The sequence below is a fragment of the Duganella sp. BJB1802 genome, assembly GCF_013369445.1.
GTDB classification, from domain to species: domain Bacteria; phylum Pseudomonadota; class Gammaproteobacteria; order Burkholderiales; family Burkholderiaceae_D; genus Rugamonas; species Rugamonas vulcania_A.
Genome location: NZ_JABWEF010000012.1, coordinates 161,585 through 177,601, shown reverse-complemented (window position 1 = coordinate 177,601; position 16,017 = coordinate 161,585). Strand labels below are relative to the sequence as shown.

The window sequence follows — 16,017 nt, the reverse complement described above, 5'->3', positions numbered from 1 at the left end:
GGTGCAGGGTTCTTCCGGCGGTGACCATGCCACGATGACCAAACGAACCGCCCATGCCACACCAGCCCCCGCCATCGAAGCGTCCTCGATGAAGCCTGCCGCCGTGCCGGTGGTGGGCATCGGCGCGTCGGCGGGCGGGCTCGATCCGATCTGCGAGTTCCTGGTCGGCGTGCCGCCGGCCAGCGGCTTCGCCTATGCCATCGTCCAGCATCTCGACCCGCTGCACAAGGCCATGCTGTCCGAGCTGCTGCAGCGTGTGACCCGCATGCCGGTGCAGGAGGCCGAGGATGGCATGCCGGTCGAAGCCGACCATGTGTACGTGATCCCGCCCAACCGCGACCTGAGTTTCGACGGCGAGAACTTCGCGGTGCTGCCGGCGTCCGGCGTGCGCGGCCACCGCTTTCCGATCGATAGTTTCTTCAAGGCGCTGGCCGCGCGTTGCCGCGAGCAGGCGGTGGCCATCGTGTTCTCGGGCATGGGGAGCGACGGCACGGCGGGCCTGGCCGCGGTGCGCGAGGCGGGAGGCCTGACGATGGCGCAGCTGCCGTCCTCCGCGCGCTTCGATCCGATGCCCATCAGCGCCATCGCGGCCGGCGTGGTCGACATCGTGGCGCTGCCGGGCGAGATGGCGGCGCACGTGGCCGAATGGTGGAACAGGCAGGAATCCGGCCTGCCGGTGCGGGCCAGCGTCCAGCGCGATGCGTTGCAACAGCTGTTCCAGCTGCTGCTCAAGCATACCGGCGCCAATTTTTCGGACTATAAGCTCAGCACCGTATTGCGCCGCACCGACCGCAGGCTGAAGCTGCGGCAGTGCGACACGCTGGCCGAATACGTCGCCTACCTGCGCGAGAATCCGGCCGAGATCGAGCTGCTGTTCAAGGAGCTGCTGATCGGCGTGACCAACTTCTTCCGCGACGCCAAGGTGTGGGACTTCCTGATGGAGACGGCGCTGCCGCAGCTGCTGGAGGCGCACCCGGAGGGCGCCGCGTTCAAGGCCTGGGTGCCGGCCTGCTCGACCGGCGAGGAAGCCTACTCGCTGGCGATCGCCTTCAACGAGGTGCTGGAAAGGCAGCGGCCGACGGCGCAATACACGCTGCAGATCTTCGCCACCGACCTTGACGAGGATGCCATCGACCGCGCGCGCCAGGGTGTGTTCGGTCCCGGCATCGCGGCCGATGTCTCCGCCGAACAGCTGGAGCGTTACTTCCTGCCGGACGAGAAGGGCGGCTACCGCATCCGCAAGGATGTGCGCAACACCATCATCTTCGCCCGCCAGAACGTCATTTCCGATCCGCCGTTCACCAAGCTTGATATACTGTGCTGCCGTAACCTGCTCATTTACTTCACTACCAAGTTGCAGGAGCAGTTGATCCCGCTGTTCCACTATGCGCTCAAGACCGGCGGCTTGCTGATGCTGGGCAGCGCCGATACGCCGGGCCATTTCAACGAATTGTTCGTGCCGGTGACCGGCGCCGGCCGCATATATCGCCGGCTGGACGCGTCCATTCATCGCGTCGCCAATTATTTCCCGACCCGCGTCAGCAGCGTGTCGATTCCTCAAGCCAGCGAACCCAATCATCCATCCATGAACGGTAACCTACAAACCCAGGTCGAGCAGCAGCTGCTCAAGAAGCACACGCCGGCGGCCGTGCTGCTCAACGCTCATGGCGACATCCTGTACATCCATGGCCGCACCGGCGCCTATCTGGAGCCGGCCGCCGGCAAGGCCAACTGGAATATCCATGCGATGGCGCGCGACGGCCTGCGGCACGAGCTGGCCGACCTGCTCAAGCGCGCCGGCCACAACGACGGCATGATCGCCGTGCGAGGCCTGATCCAGCGCGACGGCGCCGGCAAGCCGTCCGAGGCGCTCGACCTGACCGCCGAGGCGATGCCCGAATCCGGGCCGCTGTCGGGCACCCTGATGCTGACTTTCGCCACGGCGCCGCTGCCGCCGGAAAAGCGCCGCTCGCGTTCCAGCAATCCCTATGTGCTGGAACTGGAGCAGCAGCTGGCGCAGGCGCGCCTGGAGATCCAGGCGGTGCGCGACGAGATGCAGGCGTCGCGCGAGGAACTCAAGTCGGCCAACGAGGAACTCCAGTCCACCAACGAGGAGCTGCAGTCGGCCAACGAGGAGCTGACCACCTCGAAGGAGGAGATGCAGTCGCTCAACGAGGAACTGTACACCGTCAACGCCGAGCTGCAATCGAAGGTCGACGACCTGTCGATGGTCAACGGCGACATGAAGAACCTGCTCAACAGCACCGACGTCGCCACCATCTTCCTCGACGGCGCGCTGTGCATCCGTCGCTTCACCGACCGCACCACGCAGATCTTCAAGCTGATACCGAGCGACGTGCGCCGCCCGCTGAGCGACATCGTCAACGACCTGGAATACCCGGACCTGGAGGCCGACGCGCGGGAGGTGTTGCGCACGCTGGTGTTCTGCGAACGGCAGATCCCGACCCGGGGCGGCGGCTGGTACACGGTCCGCATCATGCCCTACCGGACGGTGGACAACGTGATCGACGGCGTGGTGGTCACTTTCATCAACATCACCGAGTCCAAACTCCTTGAGCAGCAACTGAGGTCCATGCAAAAAGGCTCCGACTAGCATGAAAAAGCGCCAGCGTCCCGAACTCGATCCAGTGCAGTTGCGCCAGATAGCGGAGTTGACGGTGCGGGCGCTGCCCAATGTGCGGCCACCGGCGGCCGGCGCGGGCATCGATGAGCTCAAGCAGTGGCACGAGCTGCAGGTCAGCCAGATCGAGCTCGATATGCAGAACATGGCGCTGGCCGAGCTGCAGGTGGAGCGCGACCAGGCCGAGGCGGGGCGCGACAGCTACGCCGAGTTGTACGACCAGGCGCCGGCCGGCTACCTGTCGCTGGACGCGGACGGCCGCATCACCCGCGCCAACCAGGCCGCCGCCGTGCTGCTGGCGCGCGCGCTGGACGACTTGCCGGGGCGCGGCTTCGAGCAGTTCGTGGCGCCGCAGGCGCAGGCCACGCTGCGCGCCTTCCTGCACGAGCTGCTCGCCAGCGGCGGGCGCGCGGTGCTGGAGGTGCCGCTGTTCGACCGGCGCACGCGCCCGGCGTCGCCGGGGCTGCGCCAGGTGCGGATCGAGGCCAATATGGACCCGGTGGCCCGCACCTGCCGCATGATCCTGACCGATATCGGCACCGAGGACGTGCGCGAGGATGCGCGCCGGCGCGCCTTCCAGGTCCTCGACAGCATCGACGAGGCGGTGCTGGTGTGCGACGCCGCGCAGAACATCGTCTTCGTCAATCCCGCCTTCACCAAGCTGACCGGCTACGCGGTGGAGGAGGCGCTGGGCCGCAATCCGCGCTTCCTGGGTCGCCCCGGCGCCCATCCGGCCGGCTACCACGCCGAGGCGATGCGCTGCCTGCGCAGCTACGGCCGCTGGCAGGGCGAGGTGTACAACCGGCGGCGCGAAGGAACGCCTTTCGTGGCCTCGATGTCGCTGACGGTGGTGCGCGACGACGATGGCACCATCAGCCATTACATCGGCGTGTTCTCCGATGTCACGGCGCGCCAGCAGGCCGAGGCCGCGCTGCTCAAACTGTCGCGCGAGCTCGATGCGCGGGTGGCCGAGCGCACCGCCGAACTGACCGAGGCCAATCGCTTGCTGATGCTGGAAGTGGTGGAGCGCAAGCGCACCGAGGCCGCGCTGCACGAATCGCGCGAGCAGCTGCGCAAGCTGGCGGAACACCTGGAGACGGTCAAGGAGAGCGAACGCACCCGCATCGCCCGCGACATCCACGACGAGCTGGGACAGAACCTGATGGCGCTGCGCATCGACATCTCCATGCTGGCGGCGCGCACCAGCGAGCGCCATGCGCGCCTGCACCGGCGCGTGGACGCGGTGCTGGAGAATGTGGACACCACCATCAGCAGCGTGCGCGGCATCATGAACGAGCTGCGGCCGGCGGTGCTGGACCTGGGCCTGCAGGCGGCGCTGGAGTGGCAGGTGGGCGAGTTCCGCAAACGCAGCGGTCTCGATTGCACGCTGGCGCTGCCGGACGACGCGGTGTGCGCCGCGATCGCGCCGGCCATGCAGATCGTGTTGTTCCGCAGCCTGCAGGAGGCGCTGAGCAATGTGCGGCGCCACGCCAGCGCCACCCGCGTCGACGTGCGGCTGGAGCGGCGCGACGGGCGGCTGCGCTTCAGCGTCGGCGACAACGGCGTCGGCATCCCGCCGCAGCACCGGGCCAAGAGCGAATCCTTCGGCTTGATCGGCATGGCGCAGCGCGTGGAATCGCTGGGCGGGCGCTTCGATATCGGCCAATATGCGCCGGGGCGCGGCTGCATGCTGACGATGGACTTCGCGTTCCCGGCCTGAGTGCCGTTGCGGGCGCCGCACCAGATGGCGGACGTGGATGCCGTGACAATGTGAGGATTTTGTACTCATACAAGCTGTTATGCTGAATTTTCCCTGGTTCGGTTCGGCCAGCAACCGCTGTGCATCAGCCCATGGATTTAGTCATTCGGAGGTTCGATCTCAAAACTTATTTTTCAATCGAAAACACTAACATCTTCGATATATTGGGGCTTGACTATGCGGATTCTGGCGGATTACGGCATTGGAATAGAGGTCGGTACGGAATACGATGAAGGCATGAATGATGTTCCTGTTCTCAGTGGATTTTATGCGCTCGTATTGGTGGATTTAAAGGAGATAGAGCGGAATCGGACCGGAAAATTACTTCTTGAAATGATAGCTGCACAGGTAAAGCTAGGAAGGGAAATTACGATCGGTGAACAGAGAAATGCGGGAAATAAAATCGCAAGAATAAATAGAGCCGCGATATGTGTTAGACCACCGCAGCCCACCTCCACGACTTCTTCTTCATCTTCGTCGTCTTCTTCTACTGTAGCCAGTATTGGCACATCCAGTACCGCCCCACTTGGTTCCAACATTTCGGATTCGAAAGCGGAGGCCAGCGGCGCGAGCATCGTCCTTTCAGAAGAAAGATTGAAGATGCTCAGCGCGGTAACGCAAAAAGCGCGGGAAACGGCCGCTTTGGAACCGATTTATAGTGAAGGGCATTGTTATGCTGATGCAGAAGACGTAACTATTGGGATGGGCCTGTATTCGGACCGCAGTACCAAAGTCAGGGTTGATTACGATCCCACGATTAGACGTTACAAAGACGGCTCGCCATCCTGGATCGTTTTGGCTCATGAGCTGATTCATGCCGTTCATCGCTTTCATGGCACCCGTAAGCCGAAAGACAAAACGATGGCATACCAGAACAAAATGGTCGAGGTGGAAGAATTGGAGACAGTCGGACTAGGTCAATTTTCGTTTAAATCAATTACCGAAAATGCTATACGCGCGGACGCCAGTTTGCCGCTTCGTCTTCAATATTGAATCTGAACTATCGATTAACAAATGCGTGCGAAATACGTGCTACCCACGCGGCGCCGGGCAAGTTTCGGCCTATGTGGTCCCGCTTCCGCGAGGACGACGCGCTGATTCGATGCGCCCTCGGGGCAAGGCCCGGCCACTACAAAAGCATTTTCAGCTATCCGCAGAAGGAATATACTGCCGCCAGAACTCAAACTGGGGTGTATATCTTGTTAAAATATCTAGTACTTCCGGTGGCCCTGATCGGCGCCGCAGCGGCGCAGGCCGACGAAGGTCAATGGCAGCCGTATCAGCTGCCGCAGCTGAAATCCGAATTGAAGCGCATCGGCATCACCATCCCCGCCGAAAAACTGTCCGACCTGTCCAAGCATCCGATGAGCGCCATCGTGTCGCTGGGCGGCTGCTCGGCGTCGTTCGTTTCGGACGCCGGCCTGGTGGTGACCAATCACCACTGCGCCTACGGCGCGATCCAGCGCAACGCCACGCCAGAGCATAACTACATCGTCGACGGCTACTTGGCCAAGACCCGCGCCGAAGAGCTGCCGGGCGGCCCGAACACGCTGGTCTACGTGACCGACAAGGTGGAAAACGTCACCGACCGCGTGCTTAAGGGCGTGAGCGACACCATGAGCGGCAAGCAGCGTCACGACGCCGTGGAAAAATCGATCAAGGCGCTGATCGCCGAATGCGAGAGCGACAAGATCTACCGCTGCTCGGTGCCGGCCTTCCATCGCGGCCTTGAGTACTACCGCATCCGCCAGATGATGATACGCGACGTGCGCCTGGTGTACGCGCCGGCCGACATGATCGGTAACTTCGGCGGCGATATCGACAACTACGAATGGCCACGCCAGGGCGGCGACTATTCCTTCCTGCGCGCCTACGTGGGCAAGGACGGCCGTCCGGCCGATCCGTCGCCGGACAACGTGCCTTACCACTCGAAGGACTTCCTGGTGGTCTCCGCCGCCGGCCTGAAAAACGGCGATCCGGTGCTGTTGGCCGGCTACCCCGGCCGCACCAGCCGCTACAAGCTGCCGTCGGAAATCCGCGCCGCGCGCGACTCGGTATATCCGGCCAAGGTGGCCGAGCTCCAGGCCGACCTGGACGTGATCGCCGCCGCCACCAAGGGCAATCCCGCCGCCGCCGTGCGTTACGCCAGCGTCGACAAGAGCATGAACAACGTGATGAAGAAAACCCAGGGCCTGCTGGACGGCTTTGCGCGCAAGGACATCGCGGCCATCAAGGACGTGCAGGATGCGGAGTTCCGCGCCTGGTACGCCAGGCAGCCTGGCATGTCGAAAACCCTGCTGGGCGAACTGGATGCGGTGATCGCCGCCGACCTGGCGCTGAGCGACGAGGAGTTCGGCTACGGCGTCGCCACCACCAGCGACCTGCTGAAGAGCGCGGGCACCCTGTACCGCCTGGCGCGCGAAGGCGCCAAGCCGGACGCGGAGCGTGAATCGGGCTACCAGCAGCGCGACCTGACCTTCATCAAGGCCCGCCTGAACCGCCTGGAGCAATCGTATGTGGGCAGCGTGGACCAGGCGCGCTTTGTCGCCGCCCTGCAGCGCTACGCCAAGCTGCCGAAGTCCATGCACGTCAACGGCATGGACGCGCTGCTGCCGGCCGTCGGCGCCGTGCCGGCGTTGTACACCAAGTCGGAGCTGGGCGACACGGCCAAGCGCCTGGCGTGGCTGGACAAGGACGCCGCCGCCATCGCCGCGTCGAACGACGCCTTCCTGCAACTGGCGGTCAAGCTGGACGACGTGACGCAGTCGCTGAAGGAGCGCCGCAAGGAACTGGACGGCAACCTGGAACGCGTGATCCCGCAATACATGCAGACCGTGATCGCGTGGAAGAAGTCGCAGGGCAAGCCGGTCTACCCGGACGCCAATTCGACGCTGCGCGTGACCTACGGCACCGTGTCGCCATACTCGCCGAAGGACGGCATCACCAAGGGCCCGTTCACCACGATCGAGGGCATCGTCGAGAAGAACACCGGCAAGGATCCGTTCAACGCGCCGCAAAAGCTGCTTGATGCGATCAAGGCCAAGCGCTACGGCCAGTTCATGGATCCGATCCTGGGCACGGTGCCGGTCGACTTCCTGACCAGCGCCGACACCACCGGCGGCAATTCCGGCTCGGCGGTGATGAACAAGAACGGCGAGTTGATCGGCTTGAACTTCGATTCGACCTACGAGTCCATCACCAAGGACTGGTACTTCGATACTGCGATCACCCGCGCGATCCACATGGATATCCGCTACATGCTGTGGGTGATGGCCGAAGTGGACCACGCCGATAACGTGCTCAAGGAGCTGACCATCAAGTATCCGGCCAAGAAAAAATAATGAACGAGCTGTCGGTTCTGTTGGGGTACCTGAACATGCCGTGGCATCTGGCAGGCGTGGCCACGTCCCCGCTGGAACTGGTGTCGTTCATTTTGTCGGTGGCGACGGTGTGGCTGAACATCCGCCAGAGCCATTGGGGCTGGCTGTTCGCCATCATCTCGTCGGCCACCTACGGGCTGGTGTTCTTCGGTTCGCGGCTGTATGGCGACATGGCGCTGCAACTGGTGTTCATCGCCGTGTCGTTCTTCGGCTGGCACCAGTGGCTGCACGGCGACGACAGCCACGAGCGGCTGCCCGTGTCCACGCTGGACGCGCGCGCCCGCTGGCTGGCCGCCGCCGCGTGGCTGGCCGGCTTCGCGCTGCTGGCGTGGTTCCTCAAGTCCTATACCGATACCGACGTGCCCAACTCCGACGGCTTCCTGACCGCCGGCAGCCTGGTCGGGCAGCTGCTGCTGTCGCGTAAGAAGGTCGAGAACTGGCATGTGTGGATCATCGTCGACGTGCTGTACGTGGCGCTGTACCTGCACAAGCACCTGGTGCTGACGGCCGTGCTGTACGCGGTGTTCGTCGGCATGGCGGTGATCGGCCTGCGCGCCTGGAGCAGCGACGGCGCCAGCGGCCGCATGGCGCTGGAATGAACACGGCCGCGCCGCTGCGGGTGGCGATACTGGGCGCCGCGTCGTCCGGCAAATCGACGCTGGCGGCGGCGCTGGCCGAGCGCTATCAGACGCTGTGGGTGCCCGAGTACCTGCGCGAATTCGTCGACACCGAGGCCAGGATACCGGTGGCGGCCGACCAGTTCCACATCGCCGAAACGCAGCGCGACCGCGAGGACGCGGCCGCGCCGCGCGCCAATCGGTATCTTTTTTGCGACACGGCGCCGCTGATGACGGTGGTCTACGGCCGCCATTATTTCGGCGGCATCGACGACCCGCTGGCCGCGCTGGCGGCCAGCCACCAGCGGGATTACGCGATCACGCTGGTGACGGCGCTGGATATTCCGTGGATCGCCGACGGCTTGCAGCGCGAGTCCGAGGAGGTCAGCGTGATCGTCAACCGCTTGCTGCTGGACGAGCTGGCGGCGCGTGGGATACCCTATCTGCTGGTGTCGGGCGATCCCGGCGAACGATTATCCCAAGTGGAGCGGCATCTATCATGAAGCAGCGGCTGGCGGCGATCCTGATGTGCGTGTCCCCGCTGGCGCTGGCCGACACCGGCTACTACCTGGTCTCCACCTACGATGTGGAGGGCCAGGCATCCCTCGACTACAAATACTGGAACGCCCATTACAACGGCCGCACCGTGGCGGCGCCGGAAATCGGCATCGGCTACTGCGTCACGTCGCGCTGGTACACCGAGGTGTACGCCAAGTGGGTCAAGCTGAACGGCGGCGCCGGCCACTGGCAGGAGACGGCGTGGCAGAACGATTACCTGCTGACGCAAGGCCAGTACGACTTCGACCTGGCGCTGCACACCAAGGTGGAGAAGGCGCGCGACAACGCCGGCGGCTACGCGCTGGAATGGGGGCCTGTGCTGCAGACGGAAGTCGGCCGCACGCAGTTCAACGCCAATCTGTTCTTCCAGCGCGACTACCGCGTGGCGCCGGGCGGCGGTGAGCATCCGATGGAGCTGACTTACCAGCTGCAAGTGAAGCATCACTGGAAGCCGTGGCTGCAACCGGGTGTGCAGGCGTTTGGCGAGGTGGGGAAGTGGAACGACTGGCTGCCGTACAAGCAGCAGTCGCACCGCGCCGGGCCGGCGGTGTTCGGACACCGCGATATCGGCCGGCAGGAGATCAAGTACGAATTCGCTTACCTGATCGGCAGGAATTCGGCACGCGCGGCGAAGAGTTTTTCGATGCGCGTGCAGCTGGTCTTTTAAAGGTCGAACTGGGCCGACACGCGCAAGGTGCGGGTGGCGCCCGGCATCAGGTAGCCGCCCAGCTCCGGCGTGACGTCGCGCCAGTAGAACTTGTCGAAGGCGTTGTCGATGCCGGCGCGCAGCGTGGTGTGGACGCCGCCGATGCGGGTGTCATAGGCGCCGCCCAGGTTGAGCACATGGTAGCTCGGCACGAACACCTGGTTCTCCTTGTCGAACGCCTTCTTGCCCGAGTAGATCCAGTTGGCGTTGACCGACAAGCCTGCCACCTGCGGCACGGCGTAGTCGGCGTACACGGTCGACTTGAAGGCGGCGACGTCGGTGACGCGCTTGCCGTCCATGTCCGCCAGGCCGGTGTCGCGCTGGCGCGTGTTGAGCGCGGTGGCCGAGACGCCCACCATCAGGTCGCGCGATGCGCGGCCGTTCAGGGACATCTCCAGGCCGCGGTTCTGCGCGCGGCCGTTGCGCACGTAGGTGTTGTGCGCGTCGGTGTATTCCAGGCCCTTGCGGATCTCGAACAGCGCGACGCTGGCGCTCAGGTCGGGATGGATGTCGGCCTTGACGCCCACTTCGACCTGCTTCGATTTGCCCGGCGCCAGTGCCAGTCCCTGGTTGGTGGTCTGGATAGGCGCGATGCCGCCGTGCTCCAGGCCCTGCGCGTAGGAGCTGTACACCGACACATTGGAACGCAGGCTGTACACCAGCGCCACGTTCGGCAGCCAGAAGCCGACGTCGGTGTGGGCGGCCGGCAGCGTGGCGTCGCTGATTTCGTCGCGCTTGACCTGCACGTAGCGCGCGCCGGCGTGCAGCTTGAGCTGCTCGGTGAGGCTCAGGATGTCCTGCGCGAACAGGGCGCGTTCGTTGTCGCGGCGGCGTTCGGAGACCGGGCCGCTGGTGCCGGCTGCCGGCGCCACCATGATCGGGTGGTAGATGTTGCTGAACGCGGTGCCGTCGGCGCCGGCCTGCACGTACAGGTAGTCGCCCCATTTCTCGCTGTTGCGGAACAGCGAGGCGCCGCCGGTGAAGTCGTGCTTGATCGCGCCGGTGCTGAACTTGCCCTGCACCAGCGCCTGCACCGTCAGCGGCGATTTCTTCTCGCCCAGGCTGATGTAGTCGTAGACATCGTAGTCGCCGTTGCCGCAGAAGCCAGGGTACAGCAGCTGCGCGGTGCAGCCGTAAGGGAAGGCGGTGTAGTCGTCGCGCTTGAACTGGTGCTGGTTGGCGCTGACGGTGGCGCTCCAGTCGGGCGTGAACAGGTACTCGAAGCGCGCGCCGAGATTGCTGCTGGTGGTTTCCACCGGACGGCTCCACGGCTGGTTGTTCAACATGGTGTCGGCCGGGACGCTCGGCAGCGTCGCGTTGTTCAGCAGCTGGAAGCCGGGCGCGGTCACCTGCGACTTCTTCTGGTAGTCGGCGTCCACCTGCAGCAGCGCCTGCGGCGAGATCTTCCAGTCGAAGGCGGCCGAGACGAACTTGCGGTTGCCGTCGGCGCCCTTGATGTAGGAGCGCAGGCGCTCGGCGGCGACGTTGACGCGGTAGCCGAAGCGCGGGTCTTCAAAGCGTCCGCCCAGGTCGGCGGCGCCGTACAGCGTGCCGCGTTCGCGCTCTTCCAGCACCACGGTGCGCAGCGCGGTTTCGGTCGGGCGCTTGGTGACGTAGTTGACCACGCCGCCCGGCGCCGACACGCCCGCCTGCAGGCCGGACAGGCCCTTCAGCACTTCCAGGCGCTCCTTGTTCTCCAGCGGGATCTGGGCGTCGGCCGAGACGGACATGCCGTCCTTGCGGTAGCTGGAGGCGTTGTCCAGCTTGAAGCCGCGGATGGAGAACTGCTCCGAGTAGCCGACCGCGTTGTAGGCGTCGCTCAGGCTGGCGTCGAATTTGGCGGCGTCGGTGGTGGAGCGGACCTGGCGGTCCAGCATCTGCAGCGACGTCATCACGCTGACCGAGGCCGGGGTCTCCAGCAGCGGCGTGTTGGCGAAGCCGGCCACGGAGGCGCGGCTGGCCTGCGCCCTGGCGCCGGTGATCACCACTTCGGGCAGGGCCTGTTCGTCGGCGGAGGTGTCGGCGGCGGCGGCCGGGAAGGCCTGGAGCAGCGCCAGCGCGATGGCCGACACTGCGAAACTTGGTTTGTACATGGTGTGCTCTCTCTTGTTCTCGGCTGGGAGCCGCGGGGAGAGCCATCAAAGGAGGGGAAACTGCTTTGCGCTTTCCTTCGCTGGCATTATCCAGATCAGGTACGAAGGGTATCTCTCACCCGGCAGCAAAGCTCCAGGACCCCTAGCGAGGCGGTAGTGTAGCACAGGCGCGGGACGCGGTGCCGTGCGCCGTGTTCCGCGCCGCGCCTTTACACTGGCGGTTTGCGCCGCAGGGCGCCAACGAAGCAGTCACAGCTTTTACGGAGGCGCCATGATGTCCGTGCATTTTGGCGACACCGTGCTGCATCGTGCAAGCGAAAGGGTAGGGATGAGGCAGTCGTATCAAGAGGGGAGCTGGTTTGCGATTCCGTTGCTGGACGGTGGCTACGGCTGGGGGCTGGTGGCGCGCCTGTCGCCGGGCAGCAAGATCATGCTGGCGTATCTGTTCGGCCCCAAGCTCACGCGCCTGCCGTCGCAGGAGGAGCTCAACACCTTGCAGCCGCAGGACGCGGTCAAGGTGCTGCGGGTGGGCGACATGGCGCTGGCCAGCGGCCACTGGCGCGTGCTGGGCGAGGTGGCCGACTGGAACCCGGCGCTGTGGCCGATGCCGCAGTTTTTGCGCCGCGCCGATTCGCTCAAGCGCGCCTGGCGCGTCACGTATTCGGACGCGGACCCGAGCCGTTCGGAGCGCGAGGAATCCGTCCCCTACGATACCGAGGGGCTGGAGGCCGATTCGCTGTACGGCTACGGCTCCACCGAGCTGTTGCTGACCCGCCTGCTGGAGCCGGCCGACCACCCGATCAACCGCGGCAGCGGCAGTAGCGCTAGTCGCAGTTGACGTTCCAGGCCGCGTACTCGCCCCGGTGCTTGCGCACGGCGACGCGGGCGGTGGTGTCGCGGTCGCTCTCAAACACCAGGTTGAACATCACGGGCGCGCCGGCCGCCGGCGGCGCCGGTTCGATCGCGCGCAGCGTGAAGGGCAGGGCGCGCTGGCGGATGCAGCGCGAGTTGCCGGCCAGGAGCAGGCGCGCGCGGCTTAGCAGTTCGGGATACTGGCGCAGCAGCGCCACCACGTCCTCCGGCGGCAGCGCCTGGTCCATCAGCACCGTGTGCGGGGCGGCGGTGCAGACGGTTTTGGGCTGCGCCAGCCACACATGCCAGCTGGGCGGCTGCGCCGATTCGCTCCAGCGCGCATCCCTGGGCGCCCTGGCGTCGTAGATGAAACTGGAGCGTATCTGCCGGCACAGGTCGACCGCCGAATGGCGCGGCGCCGAATCGACGCGGGCGATCACCTGCCACGGCTTGCCGTGCTGGCGCTCGATGTCGAACTCGGGCGCGAACAGCGGCTGCACCACGGGCGCGCCCTTGGATTCGGCCAGCATCTTTTGGCGGTAGTAGTCGTCGAAGCTGGCGCGCTCCTCGCCGGTGGGTTGGCGCTGTTCGATGCGCGGCGGCGCGGGCGGCGGCGCAACGCGCGGCTTGGCGGCCGTGGCCTGGCCTGCCGCCATCAGCAGCAATGCAATCGACAGCGCCCGCATCAAGCCGCCTTCATCACGATCTGGATCTGCAGGCCGCCGCCTTCGCGGTTGCGCACCTGCAGTTCGGCGCCGTGGCGCTGCATCACGCGGTCGACGATGGCCAGGCCCAGGCCGGCGCCGTTGGCCTGGCCGCGCGCGGCGTCGAGCCGGGTGAAGGGCTTGAGCAGTTGCTCGATCTGTTCGGGCGGCACGCCGCTGCCGTGGTCCTGCACCTCGATCAGCACGCGGCGCGAGGTGTGCATGCCCTTGATGCTGCACTTGATGTCGATCTCGGTCAGCTCGCCGCCGGGCGTCTTGCCGTAGCGGCGGGCGTTCTCGATCAGGTTGTTGATGACGCGCTTGATGTCGGTGGCGTTGCCCATCACGTGCGCGTTGGGCGCGATGTCGGTGTGGATGCGTACGTCCGGCAGGCGCTCGGCCTCGTGCGCGGTCTCGCTCAGCAGTTCGCTGACGTCGACGTTGATGAAGCTCGACACCTCGGTCGGCTTGGCGTAGTCGAGGAACTGGCCGATGATGTCGTCCATCTGCGCGATGTCGGACTGGATGCCCTCGCGCGCCTCGTTCGACAGGTTGGCCATCTCCACCTCCAGCTGCATGCGCGCCAGCGGCGTGCGCAGGTCGTGCGAGATGCCGGCCAGGATCACGGCGCGGTCGGACTCCACCTGCTGCAGCTGGTCGACCATCTGGTTGAAGCTGCGGTTGGCCACCATGATCTCCATCGGCCCCTTTTCCGGCAGTGGGTCCGGGCGCTTGCCCTGGGCGAAGGCGCGGGTGGCCTGCGTCAGGCGGCGCAGCGGCAGGTTGATCAGGCTGGAGATGAAGGCCGCGCCCAGCAGCGACACCACCGACACCACGCTGGCCCAGCCCAGCCACTGGATGCCGGTCAGGCCGCGGATGCGTTCGCGCTCGAGCATCAGCCAGTAGGCGTCGTCGTCGATCTTGAAGCTGACCCAGAAGCCGGCCACGCCGTTCACGCGCGCCGAGAAGCGGGTGTCCTCGCCCAGCTTGGCCTTGACCAGTTTCTGGATGTCGGGCATGAGGGCGTTGTCGGGCGGCGGATCGACCTTGTCGTCGTCCTCCAGCGTGAACACGCGGATGCCCTCGTTGGACACCAGGTCGAACAGCAGCTCGCGCCGCAGCTCGGGCGCTGAGTGGGTCAGGGCGGCGTGGGTGATGGTGACCACCGAGATCACCTGCGACGAAATCTGCTGCACCTGCGGCTCGTGCTGCACCACGCTGATCATGCCGACCCAGGCCGTCATGCTGGTCGTGGTGAGCGCGCCCAGCAGGAAGAAGGTGCGCCAGAACAGGCCGCTCTTGAGGCTGGCGATGCGGAATGCGAACGGAAACTTCAACTTCATGCGCGCGTCCGCGCCTTAGCGCGGCTGCCCCTCCGGTATGAACACATAGCCCAGGCCCCAGACGGTCTGGATGTACAGCGGGCTCGATGGATCGGGCTCGATCAGCTTGCGCAGGCGCGAGATCTGCACGTCCAGGCTGCGGTCGAACACCTCGTATTCGCGGCCGCGCGCCAGCTCCATCAGCTTCTCGCGCGACAGCGGCTGGCGCGCGTGGCGAGCGAATACTTTCAGTACCGAAAATTCGCCGGTGGTCAGCGGCACGGTATCGCCGTTTTTCTTCAGCGTGCGGGTGCCCAGGTCCAGGATGAACTGGCCGAACTCGAACGATTGCGGGGTTTCCGACGGCGCGCCGGGGATCTCGTCCGGGCCGCGGCGGCGCAGCACGGCGCCGATGCGGGCCACCAGCTCGCGCGGGTTGAAGGGCTTGGGCAGGTAGTCGTCGGCGCCCATTTCCAGGCCGACGATGCGGTCGACGTCCTCGCCTTTCGCGGTGAGCATGATGATCGGCGTCTGGTCGCCGGCGCCGCGCAGGCGGCGGCAGATCGACAGGCCGTCCTCGCCGGGCAGCATCAGGTCCAGCACCAGCAGGTCGTAGCGCTCGCGCAGCCACAGCTTGTTCATGGCGGTCGCGCTCTCGGCGGTGAAGACGTTGAAGCCCTGCTCGGTCAGGTAGCGCCGCAGCAGGTCGCGCAGACGCACGTCGTCGTCCACCACCATGATCTTGGCCTGGTGGCCATGCTGGTTGGCGGAGGTGTTGCCGGATTCAGTCGTTGTGCTAGTCATGGGGCCTGCCAAATTTGTCATATTCATGTTGCTATGGTAACGTCATAATCGCATTGCGAAAACGTCTGTGACAACCCATTACAAAGTGTTACAAACTTTACCCAATTCGTCTTACCCCCTCAGGTAAAGCATCATACACTCTGGGCATGGATTCAGCTTTTTAGGAACGCCAATGGGCATCGATCACAAAAAAAACTACGCGGCAGCAAGCGCAACTTTTTGCGTTCGATCCCTCCTGGGTGTTCTGCTGCTGAGCGGCGCGGCCGCCATGGCGCACGACGGTTCCGGCGAGCGCGACGGTCCACGGCGCGAGGATCCGCGCGGCCTGCCGGCCCGCGAAGCCCAGCAGGTGCGCCAGGAAGTGCGCCAGCAGGCCGAACCCCGCCAGATCGATCCGCGCAGCTACGAGGCGCGCGCAGAGGAGCAGCGCCGCGCCATGCAGGATGCCGGCCGCAACGCGGAAATGAGCCGCCGCGCCGGCCGCCTCACGCCGGACGAACGGCGCGACCTGCGCCGCCAGATCAACGAGGTCGGACAGGACATCTACGCCAATCCGCCGCGCCACTGATTCGGATGTTAAT

At 65.3% G+C, this 16,017-nt stretch carries 13 protein-coding genes and 1 riboswitch; of the genes, 9 read left to right on the top strand and 4 right to left on the bottom strand.

The genetic code is table 11. From position 1 onward, the window contains the following. Positions 1 to 34 precede the first annotated feature (34 nt). The 7 genes from HUX88_RS19550 (at position 35) to HUX88_RS19520 (ending at position 9,622) form a co-directional block, all read left to right on the top strand. Positions 35 to 2,614, top strand: coding sequence for a chemotaxis protein CheB (locus HUX88_RS19550; protein ID WP_229219425.1), 2,580 nt, complete (start codon positions 35 to 37; stop codon positions 2,612 to 2,614). A 1-nt stretch (position 2,615) separates the two neighbouring features. Then, positions 2,616 to 4,361 (top strand): PAS domain S-box protein, encoded by a 1,746-nt coding sequence (locus HUX88_RS19545; protein ID WP_117013548.1) that lies wholly within the window; start codon positions 2,616 to 2,618, stop codon positions 4,359 to 4,361. Positions 4,362 to 4,577: 216 nt separating this feature from the next. Next, a complete protein-coding gene (locus tag HUX88_RS19540; protein WP_147330417.1) occupies positions 4,578 to 5,393 on the top strand; it encodes a M91 family zinc metallopeptidase in 816 nt (271 codons plus the stop codon). Between the two features lie 206 nt (positions 5,394 to 5,599). Continuing rightward, positions 5,600 to 7,741 carry a S46 family peptidase gene (locus tag HUX88_RS19535; protein ID WP_176362835.1) on the top strand — a complete coding sequence of 714 codons (2,142 nt, stop codon included), beginning with the start codon at positions 5,600 to 5,602 and terminating at the stop codon, positions 7,739 to 7,741. Beyond that, positions 7,741 to 8,379 carry a nicotinamide riboside transporter PnuC gene (gene pnuC / locus HUX88_RS19530; RefSeq protein WP_373886631.1) on the top strand — a complete coding sequence of 213 codons (639 nt, stop codon included), beginning with the start codon at positions 7,741 to 7,743 and terminating at the stop codon, positions 8,377 to 8,379. The genes HUX88_RS19535 and pnuC overlap by 1 nt, the downstream gene beginning before the upstream one ends. Next, complete coding sequence (locus tag HUX88_RS19525) at positions 8,376 to 8,900, top strand: AAA family ATPase (RefSeq protein ID WP_176362834.1); 525 nt, start codon at positions 8,376 to 8,378, stop codon at positions 8,898 to 8,900. The genes pnuC and HUX88_RS19525 overlap by 4 nt, the downstream gene beginning before the upstream one ends. Beyond that, entirely contained in the window at positions 8,897 to 9,622 is a 726-nt protein-coding gene (locus HUX88_RS19520) for a hypothetical protein (RefSeq protein ID WP_176362833.1), read from the top strand. The genes HUX88_RS19525 and HUX88_RS19520 overlap by 4 nt, the downstream gene beginning before the upstream one ends. Here HUX88_RS19520 and HUX88_RS19515 read toward each other — a convergent pair. Further along, a complete protein-coding gene (locus tag HUX88_RS19515) occupies positions 9,619 to 11,754 on the bottom strand; it encodes a TonB-dependent siderophore receptor (protein WP_176362832.1) in 2,136 nt (711 codons plus the stop codon). The genes HUX88_RS19520 and HUX88_RS19515 overlap by 4 nt on opposite strands. A gap of 55 nt (positions 11,755 to 11,809) precedes the next feature. Further along, positions 11,810 to 11,908, bottom strand: a riboswitch (TPP riboswitch). A gap of 174 nt (positions 11,909 to 12,082) precedes the next feature. Here HUX88_RS19515 and HUX88_RS19510 point away from each other — a divergent pair. Next, complete coding sequence (locus tag HUX88_RS19510; protein ID WP_176362831.1) at positions 12,083 to 12,592, top strand: Imm26 family immunity protein; 510 nt, start codon at positions 12,083 to 12,085, stop codon at positions 12,590 to 12,592. Here the strand turns inward: HUX88_RS19510 and HUX88_RS19505 are convergent. From HUX88_RS19505 to ompR, 3 genes are read right to left on the bottom strand one after another with little or no spacing between them, the layout of a single operon-like run. Beyond that, on the bottom strand, positions 12,579 to 13,292 hold the full coding sequence (locus HUX88_RS19505) for a hypothetical protein (protein WP_176362830.1): 714 nt from the start codon (positions 13,290 to 13,292) through the stop codon (positions 12,579 to 12,581). The two genes, HUX88_RS19510 and HUX88_RS19505, sit on opposite strands and share 14 nt — an antisense overlap. Beyond that, positions 13,292 to 14,653: an ATP-binding protein gene (locus HUX88_RS19500; protein ID WP_117013556.1), complete on the bottom strand. Its 1,362-nt coding sequence runs from the start codon at positions 14,651 to 14,653 to the stop codon at positions 13,292 to 13,294. The genes HUX88_RS19505 and HUX88_RS19500 overlap by 1 nt, the downstream gene beginning before the upstream one ends. A gap of 15 nt (positions 14,654 to 14,668) precedes the next feature. Continuing rightward, entirely contained in the window at positions 14,669 to 15,436 is a 768-nt protein-coding gene (gene ompR, locus HUX88_RS19495; protein ID WP_117013557.1) for a two-component system response regulator OmpR, read from the bottom strand. A gap of 172 nt (positions 15,437 to 15,608) precedes the next feature. Here ompR and HUX88_RS19490 point away from each other — a divergent pair, with 172 nt between their 5' ends. Next, positions 15,609 to 16,004, top strand: a complete 396-nt coding sequence (locus HUX88_RS19490; RefSeq protein ID WP_229213224.1) for a hypothetical protein — start codon at positions 15,609 to 15,611, stop codon at positions 16,002 to 16,004. The last annotated feature ends 13 nt before the right edge of the window (positions 16,005 to 16,017 follow it).